Genomic DNA, 17,256 nt, shown 5'->3' on the forward strand with positions numbered 1-17,256 from the left:
ATGTACCTTATTTCCGTGTGTAATGTTTTACGAGTCGGTCACCGGCCATTTGTAGCAATTGCACCAGTACGACAATAAATATTATAGAAACAATCATAATCTCCGTCTCATAGCGGTGGTAGCCGTAACGAATCGCCAAGTCACCTAATCCGCCGCCCCCAACCATACCAGCCATTGCTGTATAGGAGACCAGTGTAACCAGTGTGATCGTAACTCCAGCGAGCAGGCCTGGACGAGCTTCTGGCAAAAGCACACGCATAACGATTTGGTTCGTCGATGCTCCCATACCTTGTGCGGCTTCGATGACTCCGCGGTCTACCTCTCTTAACGACGTCTCTACCAAGCGGGCAAAAAACGGAGCTGCACCAATCACCAGAGGTGGAATCGTACCGAGTACACCAATGGAGGTTCCAACAACGGCTTTGCTGAAAGGAATTAGAGCCACCATCAAAATGATAAAGGGTACGGAACGTAGAATATTTACAAGTAATGATAAGACCGAGTAAGTTACTCTGATTACTATACTATTCGATTTCCCCCATAAATACAATAGAATTCCGAGTGGCAAACCAAGAATAATTGTGAACAATCCGGAAAAAAATATCATTTTTATAGTAGCAACCGTAGCATCCATCATTTCTTGCCAATTTAGATCTGCAAAATTCATTACGAAATCACCTCCACATCAAGGCCTTGAGCAATTAGCCTGGAGATCGTTACAGCAATCGCCTCAGCTGGCCCTTCGAACCGCACAATCATCTGTCCATAAGGCACATCTTTAATCGTTGAAATGGTACCATGTAAGATTGCAAAGCTTACACCCGTATCACGCACGACATCGGATAGTGCCGAGCCGTAAGTTTTTTCTCCGAAAAAAGTAATTTTGACAGCTTGAGAGTTATCCCCGGCAGCAGCATCAAGCGCCACTCGAAGAGGTCCTTCATTCTGTGTCTCACTGCGGATGAAATCGCGTGTAACCTCATGCTGCGGCTTGAGAAATACCTCTGTAACTTTGCCTTGCTCAACAATCCCACCACCATGAATGACCGCGACACGGTCGCAGATGCTCTGGATTACATGCATTTCATGTGTGATCAGCACAATGGTCAAATGGAATCTTTTATTAATATCGAGCAGCAGCTTAAGAATGGAGTCCGTTGTCTGGGGATCAAGCGCAGAAGTGGCCTCGTCACACAGCAGTACATCAGGGTCACTGGCTAGTGCCCGGGCGATGCCGACCCGCTGCTTTTGTCCTCCAGATAACTGAGAAGGATACTTACCTTTATGTTCTTCGAGCCCAACTAAAGCGAGCAACTCTTTCACTTTTGTATCAATAGCTGTTCTAGATGTACCTGCAAGGCGCAGTGGAAAGGCAATATTATCGTATACGGTCGCCGAAGACAGCAAATTGAAATGTTGAAAAATCATCCCAATCTTGCGCCGCTGTTCCTGCAGCTGACCTTGGTTAAGACTGGTTAGCTCAACACCGTCTACCCAGACCTCTCCTTCTGTCGGACGTTCCAACAGATTAATGCAACGGATCAATGTACTTTTCCCGGCTCCAGAGTGGCCGATGACTCCGAATATTTCACCTTTCTCGATGGACAGATTCAATCCAGAAAGTGCTGTTGCCGCATTACTCCCTTTTCCATAAACCTTTGTTATCCCTTTTAGATTAATCAACTCTCGTCGCCCCCCCTTTATACTTCACTTATTCTATACAAAAAAACCTCCAACGATCGATGCAGATCGCAAGAGGCTCTGTGGGTTTATTAAGACAATGCCTTCTCATCTGCCAACGACCGCAACCTGCGCCATTGTAGGAATTAGCACCATGACATTTGTACAACGCTTCCCGCGCTGGATACAAATCGGTTGCCGGGCTTCATCGGGCCTATCCCTCCGCCGCTCTCGATAAGATAAAGTTATGAAATTATATTTTTTCTGAAATCGTACATACTTTAATGCAAGCATAAGTATAGTGAGTTTATCTATTTTTGTCAAAAGGAAATATATTGAACAATTACGATTTTATGCTCTTTGCCTTGCTTATTTCCTTACGCAGCTGTTCATTGCTGTAGCTGAATGCCGCGATTAATGTCTTACAGTTCATTTCGAGCGATTGTTTTAAATCCTGAAGATGGCTATCCAGATCCTCGAGCTGAATTTTGTCATGCAGACCTTGGTGCCGCTGCCACAAATCATCCTGCATTTCGGAATTCATATAATGAATTTCAGCATTTCTGCGCTTGCGTAAATTCTCCAATGGATCGCGGTAGGAGTTCTTAATCTCTTCCAGTTGATCCGCTAATGCAGGATGCACATTCAATAATTGAAGCTGACGCAGCACTGTAAAGTAAGAAAAGTGCGTTTTTAATTTGGATGTTTTGAGATCATAAAAATGATTCAGTACCGTCCCAAGCTTGTCCAGAAGAGAGAAAACCCGGATAAAGCCATCTTTATAAAAATAAACATAACGTGCATAATCGCCCTGTTCCACCGGTGTCATATCATCCATATAACCCGCAATCACTAATTTCCGGTAAAAAGCGGCCGCGAACCAACTTTGCTCCAGTTCATCCAGAGAGGAAATCAGCCCACGTGTCCAAATCTCCAGCTTGCGGTATTCATGGTCATTATCCTCATGGGCACTCATTTCCTTGCGCAGCAATGCTGCAAAAGTGGCCATATTCTCCATCGCATCAGCCAACACACCGCTGTTCTTTCGAGGCGGCTCTCCAAGTAATACCCGCAGCATATCCCAGTCCTCCTAAAGTTTTGTTCAGCGTCTGCTTCCATGGACTGCTTCGTACAAAACTCGCGACGTAAGCATCGGCCAATCAGCTCCACGATATACCGATTTCCACTTTATTATTCCGCGGGTGAAGCGCCTCTATCCACGGAGGGAATGTTCTACCAAGGCGGTGGAATCATTGGGTTCGTTACATTTTTTCCAGACACGACACTACTCGCGCGATTTAGCTGCCAGACTCTTACACTCATATAACATAAGACACCAAACAAACTGGCAATCAGCAAAATATGAGCCAAAGCGGCAAATATGTACAGCCTTTCATTATCTAGAGTGTAAACCACAGCCGCCCCACTAAATACCTGCATCAAGCATAACAGCACTGCAGCTATACCTAGCGCTCTAAGCTCTGGATAATCCTTATGTTTCCAAAATGCTAAATGCCCGAGCAGCGCAGTAAGCATGAATAAGATTAAAGCCGCAATCCGATGCGTAAAAACAACACCTACTCCTCCGGAAAGCTCCGGAACCCATTCTCCATTACAAAGCGGCCAACCCGAACACCCGCCTTGTGAATCCGTATGACTTACAAAGGCTCCAATATACACGACAATATAAGAATAGATGGCAGTAAAACAGGTTAAATTGCGAAATGCCTTACTTACGGGCTTCTTTTGAGCCTCCAGCTTATGATCATACTCGCGCGCTTCATGCCATCTCTTGGTTCCAAGAGCCAACATCATAGCGCTTGAAAAGGCGATCAAAGAAAAACCCATATGCAACGCCATTACAGCAGCGGATTGGGATTTAATTACTGCAAGCGCTCCCATACCACCTTGAACGATGACGAATACTAAGGTCATAAATGCATATCCCAGCAAATCGCGCCGCGTACGGGCATAACGCCAAAAAGCAAACATCGAGGCAAGTGAGAATAACCCTGCCAAACCGCTAAACAAGCGATGGGTGTATTCAATCATCGAGCCTATAGTATAAGCCGGAATTAATTTTCCATGACAGAGCGGCCATTCATTTCCGCATTCCAAGCCCGATCCAGTCTTCGTCACTACCGCTCCTCCGAGTACAGCGAGGAACATGATAAGGCAAGTAAGATAACTAAGCCATTTCAACTGATTTGTCGTCAAAAATATCACCCGCAGTTTTTAGTAATGAAGAAGCAGCCAGACTTATATTTCAAAAAACCACCGCTTTTGCACAAACAGGCGAAAGCGGTGGTTCCTTAGGAATTACTTTTGAAGGCTTTGATGCACTTGGACCGCTTTATCAAGGAAATTCTCAATCTCTTCACGGGATTTGCGCAATTTATTAACGAATCTAACCAATTCCCGTCCATCCGAATATGCGACGAAGCTTGGAATACCCATAATATTTTGTTCTTGGCTAACATCGCCCACGGCATCAACATCTACCTCAACCAGTGTAAGGCGGTCTGCATAAGCCTGCTCTACCTCTGGGATAAAAGGATCGATAAATTTACAATCCGAGCACCAGTCAGCCTTGAAGATGGCCACTGTTAATCGAGGTGATTGAATGGCTACCTGAAATTCAGCAGGAGAACTAATTTTGTCCATGATTTACTCAGTCCCTTCTTCAATATCTGTCTATTTTCTACTCTTTAAGTGAAGCAAAATGCAGTGTAGAAGTCAAACCTATTCTCTCATACGAACACGTGCAGGCTGTAACTTCATCAGCGGATTCAATAATTTTTGCAACGCCCGCGGATAACTGGAGATTTCCTGTTTAGTCAGCACACCCAGCACAATAAGCAGTACTAGATAAATAACAACAACGGCTGCCCCTACAACAAGACAAGTGATCAGAAACGCCAAACGTGCAGGCATCAGATCCGTTAACAGAATCCCAGCTTCATTCAAGCCATAACCAATCCCGCCGGACACAAGTACCGCAATCGCGAAACCGCCCCAACGTTTGCCCATAATTTCAAATGGCACAATCGATTTCAGCATCCGTAAGTTAAGCAAAGTAATGACCACGAAACAAAGTGCTGTTGCACCGATAATTCCGTAGATGCCAAATACCTTACTAAGTAATAAGCTTGCCACTAATTTTACAATAATACCCGCTAACACATAATACATGGAAATTCGCGATTTGCCCATACCTAACAAAATAGAGTTCGTTGTCATCATCGTAATCTGAAAGATCGTTCCTAAAGTAAGCATGGCTACGATACCACTGCCATCTAAACTACTGAACAAGAGACCATTAACTGAATATGCAGCAACTACGAGTGATAGAACAATCGGTGCTCCTGTTAAAATAGAGATTCGAAGTGCTAACGTCACTTGCCCTTTTAGATGTTTTTCATCCCGACGGGCATATGCAGCTGAAATAATTGGTATAAGTGATGTGCTAAGTGCTATAGAAAGAACCGGTGGAATCCCGGCGACACTCTGTGCCCGACTCCCGAAAATACCCAAAGCACGTGTGGCATCAGCTACACCAACTTGTCCACTCAGTAACGGTACAATTAAAGATGTATCAATAAAGTTCACTACTGGAACCGTAACTGAAGATAGAACGATAGGAATGGATAATTTGAATATATCCTTATAAATTCCAAATAGAGGAAGCTTTGCTTCATTCGTTTCGTATAATGCAGTTTGCCCCTCGCTACGCCGTAATTTCATAGCGTAATAGAGCATTACACCAAACGCACCAACACTACCAAATACACTACCGAATGATGCACCAGCAGCCATCCACGTGTTGTCGTACCCTTTTTGTAACAATACAAATGCCAGAAGAACAGCGGTAGATACCCTCGCGATCTGCTCCACAATTTGAGAGATGCCACCAGCCATCATATTATTCCGCCCTTGAAAGTAACCACGCATCATTGCAATAGAAGGGAAGAGTAGGAGTGCCGGAGCTATGGCCCGGATCGCCAAAGTACTTTCAGGAACTTTTGCATATTCTGCATAATAAGGAGCACCTATGTATAACAATGCGCTCATAATTACGCCAACTACAACACCAAAGATTAATGCCGCCCGATACACCTGCTGAGCTTCATTTGGTCTATTCAGTGCATAACGCTCAGATACCATTTTACTTAATGTACTTGGAATCCCTGCTGTAGCCAGCGGTAATAACATTAAATAAACTGTGTTTGCCTGTGTAAATGAAGCATTACCAACATCATTAAATAAATGCTCCAGCGGCACCCGCTGGACAAGCCCGAGTACCCTTGCCACCAAAGCTGCAGCAGCAAGGATAAGCGTGCCTTTAACAAAAGACTCTTTCTTGGACAAACTCTTTCCCCTTCTTCACTGTTAAATTAAAACCGGGCGACCCATATAAAAAAGAGGACGACCATAATTACCTGCAACACGATTTTGACCAAGGTGCTGCTAAATAAGCCGAGTATGGAGCCAACACTTACCTTAGCAGCTTTAGACGGGGAAGATCCCACGATCAGTTCTCCAATAAAAGCCCCTAGAAATGGTCCAATGATAAGACCAAAAGCTGGAATAACAAAAGGTCCCAAGATCAGCCCGATCGTGCTCCCGATAATCGATGAACGTGAACCGCCAAATTTTTTGACACCCCACGCTCCTACAACATAATCAGCAACAAAAAGAACTACAACGATCAGTGTTTGAATAATCCAGAACCAAACCCCAAAGGGCTCAAAAGAAAAGAACCAGCCGTATACAAAAAAGGCAAGATAGATTGCTAACGCACCCGGCAGTATGGGATACACAGCCCCTGCCAATCCTACAGCAAACAAAACAATGATAAGAATCCAACCCAGGATCGTCAATTCCTTAACCTCCTACTAGCATAATGCTCCATGGATTCACTTCGCAGTACTGCTTTTATTATTTGCTGCCTACAGAGGCTGCAGCTTCGGTAAAGATATACTTTTGGATGACCTCGGCAATCCCGTCTTGATTATTGGTCGCCACCACAACATCAGCCTCTTGTTTAACCGTCTTTTGCGCATTGCCCATGGCAACCCCAAGCCCAGCCTGCTGGATCGCCGCCAGATCGTTAAGGCTGTCGCCCACAGCTACAACTTGCGACATTTCTATTCCCAGCAGCTTGCAGACTTCCTTTATTCCTGCTGCCTTATTCACGCCTAGAGGATTAATCTCCAGATTGTGCGGAGAAGAGTTCGTAATCTCCAGTCCACCCATATCTTGAAGACGAAGCAACAGCTTATGACGAAGCTCATCATCTTCAGTATGATAACCGAATTTAAGCCACTCTCTACCCGTTACATCCCCATCCCAGTTATCCTGTTTAAGAACTTCGTCCAGAGAATAAGCCCAGAACCAGATGTCATCTGCTTTTGCAAGATCATACATTTCTTGTACCAGCTTGGGATCCATTAGTGATCTCCGGTATATTTCATGTGGCGCTCTCCACACCTCACTGCCGTTCACAGTGATCATCGGTGTCTCTAAACCTAGCTGCTCTGCATAGGGTAAGGCACTTACAAATGCCCGACCTGTCGACAGACAGACATGAACGCCTGCGTTGACCGCCTTTTGAATCCATTCCACCGTTGTGGGTGTAATTATCTGTTCATCATTCAGTAGGGTTCCATCCATATCCAATGCAAGCAGGCGGTATTTGGCAATCATTTGCCACCCCTCCATTCTTGTATGCTCTCTATTGAGAAGCTGTTTATTTTTTAAATCTTAGCCATAGGGTCAGAGTTACTCGGTACCTGTAGTCTCTCCCTCCTTCGCATTATCATTAGTATTATTGCCAGACTGGAGACTTTTCTTTGGAACTCCATCAAGGCCATATTCCCAATCATAGGCATCAAATATTTTACGTGCGACTGGTGCCGCACTTTGTGAACCAAAACCACCTTCAGGGATTACAACCGCCACAGCCAACTTAGGATTATTACGTGGAGCATATGCAATAAATACCCCATTATCGCGAATTTCACCCTTAGCTACTTGCTGAGAGGTTCCCGTCTTACGGGCAAAGTCATAAGGGAAATCAGAAAAAGCACTAACTTCACTTCGCATCCCCTGCTTAATTTCATTCCAGTAGGACTTATCGAAGTTTGTTACTTCATCGAGCACCTCACGTTTAAACTCTTTGACTATATTTCCATCTGCATCAGTAATCTTGCTAACCAATTGAGGTTTAATCCGCTGTCCTTCATTAGCAAGTGTTGTAACATACTGTGCAAGCTGCATTACTGTATAACTTCCTTGTTGTCCGAAAGAGGCATAGACCAGTGCGGACTGCGCACTACCAGCAGCTTCTATATTGGTATAGTTTCTTTGACCCAAGAATTCATTTGGCAGGTCAATTCCCGTAGATACACCAAGGCCGAACTCTTTCATATAGACATCCCAGATGTCTATCCCCTTGCTTTTATATTTGTCATACAATCTTTTACCGACCATATCGACCATAAATGCATTCGAGGATTTCTCAATGGCTCTAGCAGGATCCAAAGAACCATATACGTGGTTAGAAGAGTTTCTTACCTTCGTTTCATGCCCAGACTTACCAAAAGTCGCAAAACCTTTATCCTGATAATACGATGAAGTTGAAAACAACCCTTCATTCAGGCCCACGAGTACACTCAAAGGTTTAATCGTTGAACCTAGAAGCAATACAGATCTTAGTCCATTCCCTGAGGTTCCTGAAGAAATAGGAGTTATCGTGCCGTTCTGATAGTTATCCATAATACTGTTCCAGACATCTGCAGATAAAGAACCCGTTGTCCAAACATTCGTATCATAGTCAGGCATACTCGCCATAGCAACAATATTGCCAGTATCTACTTCCATCGCTACTGCATATCCCGTTAAAGCATTCGGATGCGTTCTGCCTTGTACGGTATTAGAGTGCAACCATTTGAGCTGATCTGTTATCGCCTGTTCTGTCTTCATCTGAACGTTCTTATTAATCGTTGTCCAGATGTCATTTCCTTTGACAGGCGGAACGACACGCTCAATTTTCTCCGCCATATTCTGTGGATTGACGGAAATTTCCTGATAGCCGTTTTGCCCGCGAAGCTCACGCTGATATTTCAGCTCCAGCCCATCGAAGCCAACAAATTCATCATCCTTATACGTTAGCCCTGGCTCCGGATTGTTTTTCATAGCACTTAGAATGTTTTTATAAATATTAAGACTGTTCGCGGATTTGAAGGGTTTGATATAACCAATCGTCTGTACAGCAACCGTATCTTTATCGTAATGACGAATGCTCTCCTCGACAATCTCAAGCCCCGGATATTCTCCTTTATGTTCCATGAAATAAGCAACTTCTTCAGTAGTCAGATCAGCCTTAATTCGCCGTGCCATAAAGCCAAGTGATTTACGAAAATATAAATCCAACACATCAATTACATCTTTCTCCGTCATCTTCTCTGCATTTGGATCCCCATATTTATTGAAATCAGCTACCAGCTTGGCTGCCAATGCATCAGACTTGGCCTTAGCCTCTGGGGTCAGCGTTGTTTTACCGGTGACTTTATCTGTTTCCTTAGCCGTATACTCTTTATTGAGTGTGATATACAGCGATTGAACAGGTGTGGAATAAGCTAGCTTCTCACCACCTGCAGCGTATATAACCCCTCTCATGGAAGCTAACGGTACATTTTTAGTATCTCTACTCGTCTCTACCTCAGTTAAAGTTGGACCTTCCACAAACTGCAGAACAGCTAGTCGGATGATGATTACGCAAAATATAACGAACGTGCTAAAGAAAAACACGTTGAGTCGCAGGCCAATGGAACTTTTGCTGCTGGTCTCGTCAGGAGGTGAGGCCTGCTTACGGAAAAAACTCACAGTTTTTCTCTCCTTTTTCTCTAATTTAAGCTTATTGTTCTTGAACGGGATCTGCCACAGGTGGAATATTCTTCTTCGGAACCCCATCCAGCCCATATTCCCAATCATAAGCATCAAAAATCTTACGGGCAACCGGAGCTGCACTATTGGAGCCAAAGCCGCCTTCCGGAATCACAACCGCTACAGCCAGCTTCGGATTCTCACGTGGAGCAAAGGCAATAAAGACCCCGTTATCACGGTTTATATTTTTTCTATCCGTTTTTTCAGAGGTTCCTGTCTTACGGGCAAAATCATAAGGAAAATCGTCAAAAGCACTAACTTTACTGCTCATTCCCTGTTTGATTTCTCTCCAGAACGATTTATCAAAGGTTACGCTATTAAGCACTTCTTTTTTAAATTCCTTAACCACCTTACCTTGCGCATCAGTAATCTTACTTACAAGCTGCGGTTTAATTCGCACACCTTCATTTGCAAGTGTAGTAGCATACTGGGCAAGCTGTAATGTAGTATAACTGCCTTGCTGACCAAAAGATGCGTAGACGAGCGCGGCCTGTGAGCTCCCTGCAGCCTTGAAATCTGTATAGTTAATCTGACCTGGTGATTCACCGGGAAGACCACTTTGTGTTGACACACCCAGTCCGAACTTTTTCATATATTCGTCCCAGACCTCTACACCTTTATCCCCCAGGTATTTCTTGTATAGTTGCTTTCCGACCATATCTACCATAAATACGTTAGAGGATTGCTTGATAGCATCAGCCGGATACAGTTTTCCATAGACGTGACCTGATGAATTTCTAACCGATGATTTATCATCCTTACCGAAATAGGTAATCCCCACATCGGGATAGGTGCTCGAGGTGTTAAAAAATCCTTCATTTAAACCAATTAATACACTTAACGGTTTAATGGTCGATCCCAAGAATACAAGTGAGCTAAAATCATGACCCGATCTCCCGGAAGAATTCGAGGTAATTGTACCATTCAGATGATTATTCATAATTTTATTCCAGACAGATGTAGGCAGCGAGTCCTTTGTCCATACATTCGAATCGTAATCAGGCATACTCGCCATAGCGACAATATTCCCAGTCTCTACTTCCATTGCTACTGCATAACCTGTTAAAGCATCAGGATGAGTTTCGCCTTGAACAGCATTGGTATGCAGCCATTTAATCTGATCCAATATAGCCTGTTCAGTCTTCATCTGAACATTCTTATTAATGGTCATCCAAATGTTATTGCCTTTTACAGGGGGAACGGTCTGTTCTACCTTCTCCGCCATATTTTGAGGAGTGACCGAAATGACCTGATAACCATTTTCTCCGCGCAGTTCGCGTTGATACTGCATTTCCAGACCATCAAATCCTACATATTCTTCCGTTTTATACATAAGTCCCGGTAAAGAATTGTCTTTCATTGCACTACGAATATTTTTGTACATCGCTATGTCTTCGGTTGATTTAAAAGGTTTACCAAAACCCACCGTCTGCACAGCTACCGTATCTTTATCGTAGTGGCGTACACTTTCTTCCACAATGGTGATACCTGGATATTCATCCTTATGTTCCATGAAATAAGCTATTTCTTCTGAAGTTAGCCCTGCTTTTATACGACGCGGTACATAACCCAGATACTTTTTAAAGTCCAGATCAAGTAAATCCAGCACGTCCTGCTGCGTTAACTTAGGGGCATCTGCACTTCCATATTTCTCAAACTCCGCTACTAATCTTGCTGCAAGGTCATTAGACTTATTTTTCGCTTTTTCCGTTAGTGAGGTTTCACCCGTTACTTTATCGGTAGTTTTAGCTGTATATTCCTTATTTAGGGTAAGATAGAGCGACTCAACAGGTGTAGAATAGGCTATCTGCTCACCCCCGGCAGCAAAAATAATCCCTCTCATAGCTGCCAGCGGAACAAACTTCGTATCCCGTTTGATCTCTTCTTCTGTCAGCAAAGCTCCCTCAGTAAACTGCAAACCTGCAAGACGCACAATAATGATACAAAAAATAAAAAAAGTGCCAAAGAAAAACAGATTCAATCTCAGACCTACAGAATGTTTCGAAGATTTCCCGTCCGCAGGCGGGAGCTGCTTCCCAAAGCTCACCAGCTTTCTTCCCTTCTATATAAAAATAATGTCTGAATTGCCTTAGCCAGCGACATTGCTCTTATAATGAAGGTGATTTCTAAGAAGCTGATTGTGAGCATTGCACTCGCATTTGTGTTAGAGGTTGGTATGAGTTTATTGTACCACACGGAAGGAGTGCGGCGCCCTCACTCAGAGTGCGTTCTCCCTAATATGCGTATTGTCAAAATCCTTCGGATTAAACCAATCCCCACTGCTCGCCCAAGTGGGATCCAATGGAATCCAAGCTTGCCGGTCACTTATATAAACTTCATTCCAGGCATGTGCGCCATACCCGCCTCGACCATCATAGCCTTGACCCGTTACAACGCGCACCTGCAATCCTTGGGAGCGGGCCATTACAGCGTAAAGACGTGCATAATCAATACATACCCCTATGCGTGTGTCGAAGGTATCCTGCGGGGTCTGTTCATGCCAAATTCTATTTTTTTCATAATTTTCCGCTTTGGCGTAATCATAAGTTACTCGTGTTCCTACCCAATCATACAGTAGTCTGGCTTTCTTCTCGTCTCCTTGCGCTTGTCCAATAATATCTTCAGCCGCACCCACAATATCTTGTGGAATGTCATGATCAATAACTTCATATTTTCTGCGCAGGATATCATTCATCTCAGCTGCAACGGTCTTCGTCAGAATAGGCAGCTTTTTCTGCACTGTCTCCCCAACAAAGGGCTCAAATACAGCGGCAGCGCTTTGACTGTAGATCGGAGAAGATTCAACATAACGGCTAAATTGACTTTCTGGATTTAGGCCAACACAAATGAAGAGAGCAAGCACAATAATTAAACCACGAGTCAATCCTATAATTAATCCTATGATAGCTCCGCCCATACGGCTTACTTGCGTAATCTTTCTGTCCTTAAATGTCTTGGTGCGCCGTAGCTGATGGAATGGGAGCAGCATAGACAACAATCCCAGAAGCATGCGAATTAAGATATAAGAGAGCAATAACAACAATAGAAACCGCACCAGCGGCGATTCCGCCAGCACAGACACAGCCGTATAATAAATTTGCTGCCACTGGGTCAGCTGTTTATCAGGCAGACTTATTCCTGCTGCCCAAGTCTGTACATGAGGATTGAGATAAGCCGCAGCAGGAATGGCCAGCACCAAAGAAGCTATTGTATACAGTCCTGTTCCCAGCAGACCGAATAATCTTCCGGTAGCACTTGAGAACCCTCTGCTCCAGCCTTGCAATAGTGAAAAGACTACTACCAGCAGGAGGGCGATGGAGATGATATTTGCATCACTCAGACTAGTCAACCAACCGTTTATCATATCCAATCTCCCCTTTCAGTCGCCCGCTTGCTTGTTTTTGATAATGATTTAAACTGAGGCCGTTTATTGATGTTTCCGAGCTTCCTCGATAAATGTTTGTGTGGTATCAGTAATACTCCACTTCCCAAGACTAACTCCGCGGAAAGTAACCTCTACCTTATCTTCGCCAGTAGTACCTTTCACTTCAATATTCGGAGTTGTGATCGTAAATGTTCCGTCACCATTTGAAGTGTACTTCGCATCCTGCGCCTCTTTAAGCATAACCTCTTGTGCTTCCTTCTTCACCGTACTTACCGTTCCATCTGCCACCTTATTCACAGCGTTACCAATTTGGTCCATTGTCACACCACTATAGATGAATAGACCTACAACGATAATAATGACAATCGCCCATTTCAACATCGTTTTGACCAAATTAACAACCGCGAACAACAGGATGAGCGCAATAACAATAACTAACCAATTCTCTCTAATAAACTGTGACCACACCTCTGGATCCATCAACCTCACAACACCCCTATCACCTAGTTTCGTCCTAAGGATTATCTCCTCTATAGACATGACGCCAATATTAATTATTATACATGAATGCCCATCATAATTCATGGTTCCACAGCCAGAGAAAGGTATACCTGCTTATAGGAATTAAAAAAGCGGTATAAGCCCTCTCTGTCCCACGTAAAGTACAAGTAGTTGCTTAAATTTGATCTTCTTAAAATCCGCCTTCCTGCATTAATCTTTATTGTAGGTGGCTCTCGGAGGTGTTTCCCTGTGAAAACTGCGCTGTGGCTGTACCTGTTTCTTTTTCTGGCGTTTTTTGATTTACATGCACAGTATCCTATTCTAACGCCCTTTGCCATCTCTCTTGGTGCGGGACCCGCCTTTATTGGCTGGATGATGGGCATGTATTCGTTAACCCATCTTCCTGGCAATTTGCTCGCAGGTGTACTCGTCGATCGTAATGGCAGCCGCCGCTACATCGTCTTTAGCCTTGTTACTGCGGGAGCCATTCTACTGCTGCAGGCTCATGCTCAGCTTCCGTGGCATTTGCTGATGCTACGAGCAGCAAGCGGGTTCGCGCTCGCCTTCCTCTCTCCAGCGTGCATGACCTTGCTGGCTTCATTATCATCTGATGCTACTGAGCAGGGGAAATATATGTCCGGACATGGTATCGTTCATACCTTAGCTTCAGTGGTATCCCCAGCAGCGGGGGCCTTTATCGTAGCTAAAGCTGGCTATTCCGGCACCTTCACCACATTGGGATGGCTGCTTATCGCTACAGGCATCATGGCTTTTTTCAGTGTACCGGCACCTGCCCGGCGTTTAGTTCGCCCTGTAAACTCTGCAGCACCTCCTTTAAAAAAACAGGATCTTCCTTCCGTCCCTATATCCGATGCCAATCCAGTTTCCAAACGTTATTATCTGCTGCCTTTTTTCGTTTCTTGTTCACAAGGGGTTCTGTTTTTTGAACTTCCTCTATCTCAGACCGGAAGTAATAGCATTGTTTCCACAGGCATTCTTTTATCGCTCCTTAGCTTAGGGGCTTTGGTAACACTCAGTTTGTTCTTCCTGAACCGCTTTTCCCCAGGAGGAAGAATAGCCGTGGCCTTGCTAGGTATGGCCCTTTGTTTTTTTGCGCTCGCCTCAATTCACAGCATTCCCGCTTCCGTTATTCTCTTTATGCTGGGTGCAGCTAAAGGAATATTATTTCCTGCAATGGCATCGCTCTTTATTAGTCTAGGTGGACCAGGACGTATGGGACGTACCTTCTCCATGCAGTCGATAGCCATGTCACTAGGCGCATTCGCAGGGCCTGTGGCCGCAGGACAATTAAGAGCCGTTGTTTCGCCTTATTTCATTGCCTTTCTATTGCTGATGGTTGCACTATTACTGCTTCCGCCAAAAAATTCAACCAAACTGTCTACCTACTCTTCCAAATGGAATGGGCGGGCCGCATGATTTATTGTTTTTACGACATTTCCCGGGGAATGAAGATTTTCCTGTAGAAACAGTTGTTAAAACTGCTCCTCCTTCGGTAAACTATAATGAGTCTGTAAGTTCAGACTTCATTTCCGGAGGTGATTGTCAGCAAATGTCCATTACGATTATTGTCGAAGGCAAAAACGATCGCAGCAGATTACGACGCGTGCTGGTACCGGAAGTCGAAATCCTCTGTACCTTTGGTACATTAAATACGCTCAAACTCGAGTCCCTGCGACAAAAAGTAGGAGATGGAGAAGTATATCTTTATATGGATAACGACAGTTCAGGCAAAAAAATACGCGGGATTCTCCGCGATGCCTTTCCCGATGCTGGTCACATCTATACACGCCGGGGTTATGCCGGAGTGGAAGGCACTCCAGATGAATACAATATCAATCAGCTTGAAAAAGCGGGTCTGGAAGAGTTCATCATTTACCCTGAACCCATTCCTTTTTGATTCGCGATATATTGCCTAAGAAATTAAAAACGCCTTTTTCGTTATCCTTCAATAAATGGGATTCGAAAAAGGCGTTTCTGTTATGCGGTTAGGTTCTATTCACGAGCCAATTCATTCAGCCTATCGGCAAGAAATTCAGGCGTTATGTTATCCGTATCCCCTGCGTCATACAATGCACGGAGACGATTGTCTCGATCAACCAATGCTATGCGATTGGCATGTACGAAATTTTCTTTACTATTCCCTGCAATTAGTACTTTAAAAGAATCAGTTGCCAGCTTACGAATGACTTCCTGATCCCCCCGTAAGAAGTACCAACCCTTATAATCTGCCTGGAAACGGTCCGCAAAGCTTTTAATGGCTTCACGCGTATCATTCTCTGGATCAAAAGAAATGGAGACGAACGCCGTATCTTTTCCAAAGCTGCCATCGTCGACCAGAATTTTCTGCGTCTGAGATAACAGAAACGTAGTTATAGGACATACATCCGGACATTGTGTGAAAAAAAAGTATACCAGCCGCGCTTTACCTTGTGTATCAGCCAGAGTAATCTGGTCTCCATCCACATTTTCAAGTGAAAAGTCCTGCACTTCTCCGATTACCGGCAGTTTTTCTTTTCCTAAATTCAAAGAATTAACTGCCAGATAACCAGCCATTACCAAAGCAAGCAATAGTAGAATCCAGGTCCATTTATAACGCTTAAAGGTCTGCACGGACAATAATACCCTCCCTCTTCTTAACCGTGAATCGTATTCAATACAAGTACGATCAAACTTACCGTTAGGTAGTTAATGGAGAAGAGGAAGTTCTTCTTCGCCCAGACTTCGTCATCTTTTGCTGCAAAGCCCATCAAGGTTATGATTAACCAAGCCAGGGACAGCGCTGTTGAAATCACCAGATAAAAAATCCCTGCATAATCGTAGGCGTACATTAACACTGGAATAGGCAGCAACAGTGCTACATAAGGAATCATTTGAAACTTCGTACGACGTGTTCCTTTGACTACAGGCAGCAGCGGAAATCCAGCGGCTCTATATTCTTCTTTACGTCTAATCCCGAGTGCCCAGAAATGGGGAGGTTGCCACAGAAACAACATCGCAAACATCAGCCAAGCCCCTAGATCAACTGTTCCCGTAACTGCAACGTAGCCAATTACAGGTGGCATAGCTCCAGAGATCGCACCTACTGAAGTGCTCCATGTTGATGTCCGTTTCAACCAAAGGGTGTATACTACAACGTAAACGAACATCCCTACAATCCCGAACAGACCGGCTAAAACTCCGGAAAAAGCAAACAGTACAATCAAGCCCGCAATCCCTAGCCCAATAGCATACAGCAATACGGTTTTGGGTTTCAGTCGTCCTGTAGGAAGCCCCCGATCGCGCGTTCTTTCCATCTTCATGTCCAGGTCACGGTCGAAATAGTTATTAAAAACACAGGCCGAAGCCATAACCAGCATTGTACCGAGCAGAGTCAGAACTAATCTGCCGTATTGAACATCCCAACCTGAAGCCAGCCAATATCCTGCAAAGGCAGCGATGAGGTTAGATCGGATAATACCGGGTTTTGTTACGGTAATGAAATCACGCCAACTTGCACCTTCCGGTGGAGATTTTGCAGACATAGCTGCAGAATCGGAAGAAGCTTGAAATGTTATATGATTATCCACACCAAATGATCCTCCTTCTAAACGAACTTCTAACGTTCTAGCCGAAGCACTAAATAGACTTCGCTGTTAACTTTATCATATCAAACCCGAGGAGACTTTGACAGTCATGGCACAGTATGTTCATGAATTTGACAATTACGTGACAATATTTATTTC

General features: G+C 44.2%; 16 protein-coding genes and 1 riboswitch. Of the genes, 2 read left to right on the forward strand and 14 right to left on the reverse strand.

Annotation, left to right across the window (positions count from 1 at the left end; translation table 11 throughout):
* Positions 1-7: 7 nt before the first annotated feature.
* The 12 genes from MHI32_RS25650 to MHI32_RS25705 all read right to left on the reverse strand — a co-directional run bounded on the left by MHI32_RS25650 (position 8) and on the right by MHI32_RS25705 (position 13,492).
* Positions 8-667: a methionine ABC transporter permease gene (locus tag MHI32_RS25650; RefSeq protein WP_076099375.1), complete on the reverse strand. Its 660-nt coding sequence runs from the start codon at positions 665-667 to the stop codon at positions 8-10.
* Positions 667-1,683, reverse strand: a complete 1,017-nt coding sequence (locus MHI32_RS25655; protein ID WP_340011248.1) for a methionine ABC transporter ATP-binding protein — start codon at positions 1,681-1,683, stop codon at positions 667-669. The genes MHI32_RS25650 and MHI32_RS25655 overlap by 1 nt, the downstream gene beginning before the upstream one ends.
* A gap of 102 nt (positions 1,684-1,785) precedes the next feature.
* A riboswitch (SAM riboswitch) is annotated at positions 1,786-1,921 on the reverse strand.
* Positions 1,922-2,023: 102 nt separating this feature from the next.
* Complete coding sequence (locus tag MHI32_RS25660) at positions 2,024-2,758, reverse strand: Cthe_2314 family HEPN domain-containing protein (protein WP_340011250.1); 735 nt, start codon at positions 2,756-2,758, stop codon at positions 2,024-2,026.
* 155 nt (positions 2,759-2,913) lie between these two features.
* Complete coding sequence (locus tag MHI32_RS25665) at positions 2,914-3,897, reverse strand: heme A synthase (RefSeq protein ID WP_076302420.1); 984 nt, start codon at positions 3,895-3,897, stop codon at positions 2,914-2,916.
* A 102-nt stretch (positions 3,898-3,999) separates the two neighbouring features.
* Positions 4,000-4,344, reverse strand: a complete 345-nt coding sequence (locus tag MHI32_RS25670; RefSeq protein ID WP_036685265.1) for a thioredoxin family protein — start codon at positions 4,342-4,344, stop codon at positions 4,000-4,002.
* A gap of 78 nt (positions 4,345-4,422) precedes the next feature.
* On the reverse strand, positions 4,423-6,048 hold the full coding sequence (locus MHI32_RS25675) for a polysaccharide biosynthesis protein (protein ID WP_076277561.1): 1,626 nt from the start codon (positions 6,046-6,048) through the stop codon (positions 4,423-4,425).
* Positions 6,049-6,074: 26 nt separating this feature from the next.
* Complete coding sequence (locus MHI32_RS25680; protein WP_038573189.1) at positions 6,075-6,560, reverse strand: DUF456 family protein; 486 nt, start codon at positions 6,558-6,560, stop codon at positions 6,075-6,077.
* Positions 6,561-6,618: 58 nt separating this feature from the next.
* The gene (locus tag MHI32_RS25685) at positions 6,619-7,386 is read right to left on the reverse strand and encodes a Cof-type HAD-IIB family hydrolase (protein ID WP_036685270.1); all 768 of its coding nucleotides are present in this window, start codon (positions 7,384-7,386) and stop codon (positions 6,619-6,621) included.
* Between the two features lie 75 nt (positions 7,387-7,461).
* A complete protein-coding gene (locus tag MHI32_RS25690) occupies positions 7,462-9,567 on the reverse strand; it encodes a penicillin-binding transpeptidase domain-containing protein (protein ID WP_076279678.1) in 2,106 nt (701 codons plus the stop codon).
* 31 nt (positions 9,568-9,598) lie between these two features.
* Positions 9,599-11,674: a penicillin-binding transpeptidase domain-containing protein gene (locus MHI32_RS25695; RefSeq protein ID WP_340011254.1), complete on the reverse strand. Its 2,076-nt coding sequence runs from the start codon at positions 11,672-11,674 to the stop codon at positions 9,599-9,601.
* A 171-nt stretch (positions 11,675-11,845) separates the two neighbouring features.
* Positions 11,846-12,991, reverse strand: coding sequence for a transglutaminase-like domain-containing protein (locus MHI32_RS25700; protein ID WP_340011256.1), 1,146 nt, complete (start codon positions 12,989-12,991; stop codon positions 11,846-11,848).
* Positions 12,992-13,054: 63 nt separating this feature from the next.
* Entirely contained in the window at positions 13,055-13,492 is a 438-nt protein-coding gene (locus tag MHI32_RS25705) for a hypothetical protein (protein ID WP_076127990.1), read from the reverse strand.
* A gap of 270 nt (positions 13,493-13,762) precedes the next feature.
* Between MHI32_RS25705 and MHI32_RS25710 the strand changes: the two genes are divergently transcribed.
* Both MHI32_RS25710 and MHI32_RS25715 read left to right on the forward strand, forming a co-directional pair.
* On the forward strand, positions 13,763-14,950 hold the full coding sequence (locus MHI32_RS25710; protein WP_340011259.1) for an MFS transporter: 1,188 nt from the start codon (positions 13,763-13,765) through the stop codon (positions 14,948-14,950).
* 133 nt (positions 14,951-15,083) lie between these two features.
* Positions 15,084-15,431: a DNA primase gene (locus MHI32_RS25715; protein WP_036685586.1), complete on the forward strand. Its 348-nt coding sequence runs from the start codon at positions 15,084-15,086 to the stop codon at positions 15,429-15,431.
* Between the two features lie 95 nt (positions 15,432-15,526).
* Here the strand turns inward: MHI32_RS25715 and MHI32_RS25720 are convergent, their stop codons facing one another.
* The gene (locus MHI32_RS25720) at positions 15,527-16,144 is read right to left on the reverse strand and encodes an SCO family protein (RefSeq protein WP_036685589.1); all 618 of its coding nucleotides are present in this window, start codon (positions 16,142-16,144) and stop codon (positions 15,527-15,529) included.
* Between the two features lie 23 nt (positions 16,145-16,167).
* The gene (cyoE, locus tag MHI32_RS25725) at positions 16,168-17,100 is read right to left on the reverse strand and encodes a heme o synthase (RefSeq protein WP_036685285.1); all 933 of its coding nucleotides are present in this window, start codon (positions 17,098-17,100) and stop codon (positions 16,168-16,170) included.
* Positions 17,101-17,256: the final 156 nt, after the last annotated feature.

Source organism: Paenibacillus sp. FSL H7-0690 (genome assembly GCF_037980415.1).
Classification (GTDB): domain Bacteria; phylum Bacillota; class Bacilli; order Paenibacillales; family Paenibacillaceae; genus Paenibacillus_AQ; species Paenibacillus_AQ odorifer.

Bases quoted from the DNA above. Each gene is read 5' to 3' on its own strand.
- MHI32_RS25650 (WP_076099375.1), bottom strand. From the start codon at position 667: ATGAATTTTGCAGATCTAAATTGGCAAGAAATGATGGATGCTACGGTT.
- MHI32_RS25660 (WP_340011250.1), bottom strand. From the start codon at position 2,758: ATGCTGCGGGTATTACTTGGAGAGCCGCCTCGAAAGAACAGCGGTGTG.
- MHI32_RS25670 (WP_036685265.1), bottom strand. From the start codon at position 4,344: ATGGACAAAATTAGTTCTCCTGCTGAATTTCAGGTAGCCATTCAATCA.
- MHI32_RS25685 (WP_036685270.1), bottom strand. From the start codon at position 7,386: ATGATTGCCAAATACCGCCTGCTTGCATTGGATATGGATGGAACCCTA.
- MHI32_RS25700 (WP_340011256.1), bottom strand. From the start codon at position 12,991: ATGATAAACGGTTGGTTGACTAGTCTGAGTGATGCAAATATCATCTCC.
- MHI32_RS25705 (WP_076127990.1), bottom strand. From the start codon at position 13,492: ATGGATCCAGAGGTGTGGTCACAGTTTATTAGAGAGAATTGGTTAGTT.
- MHI32_RS25715 (WP_036685586.1), top strand. From the start codon at position 15,084: ATGTCCATTACGATTATTGTCGAAGGCAAAAACGATCGCAGCAGATTA.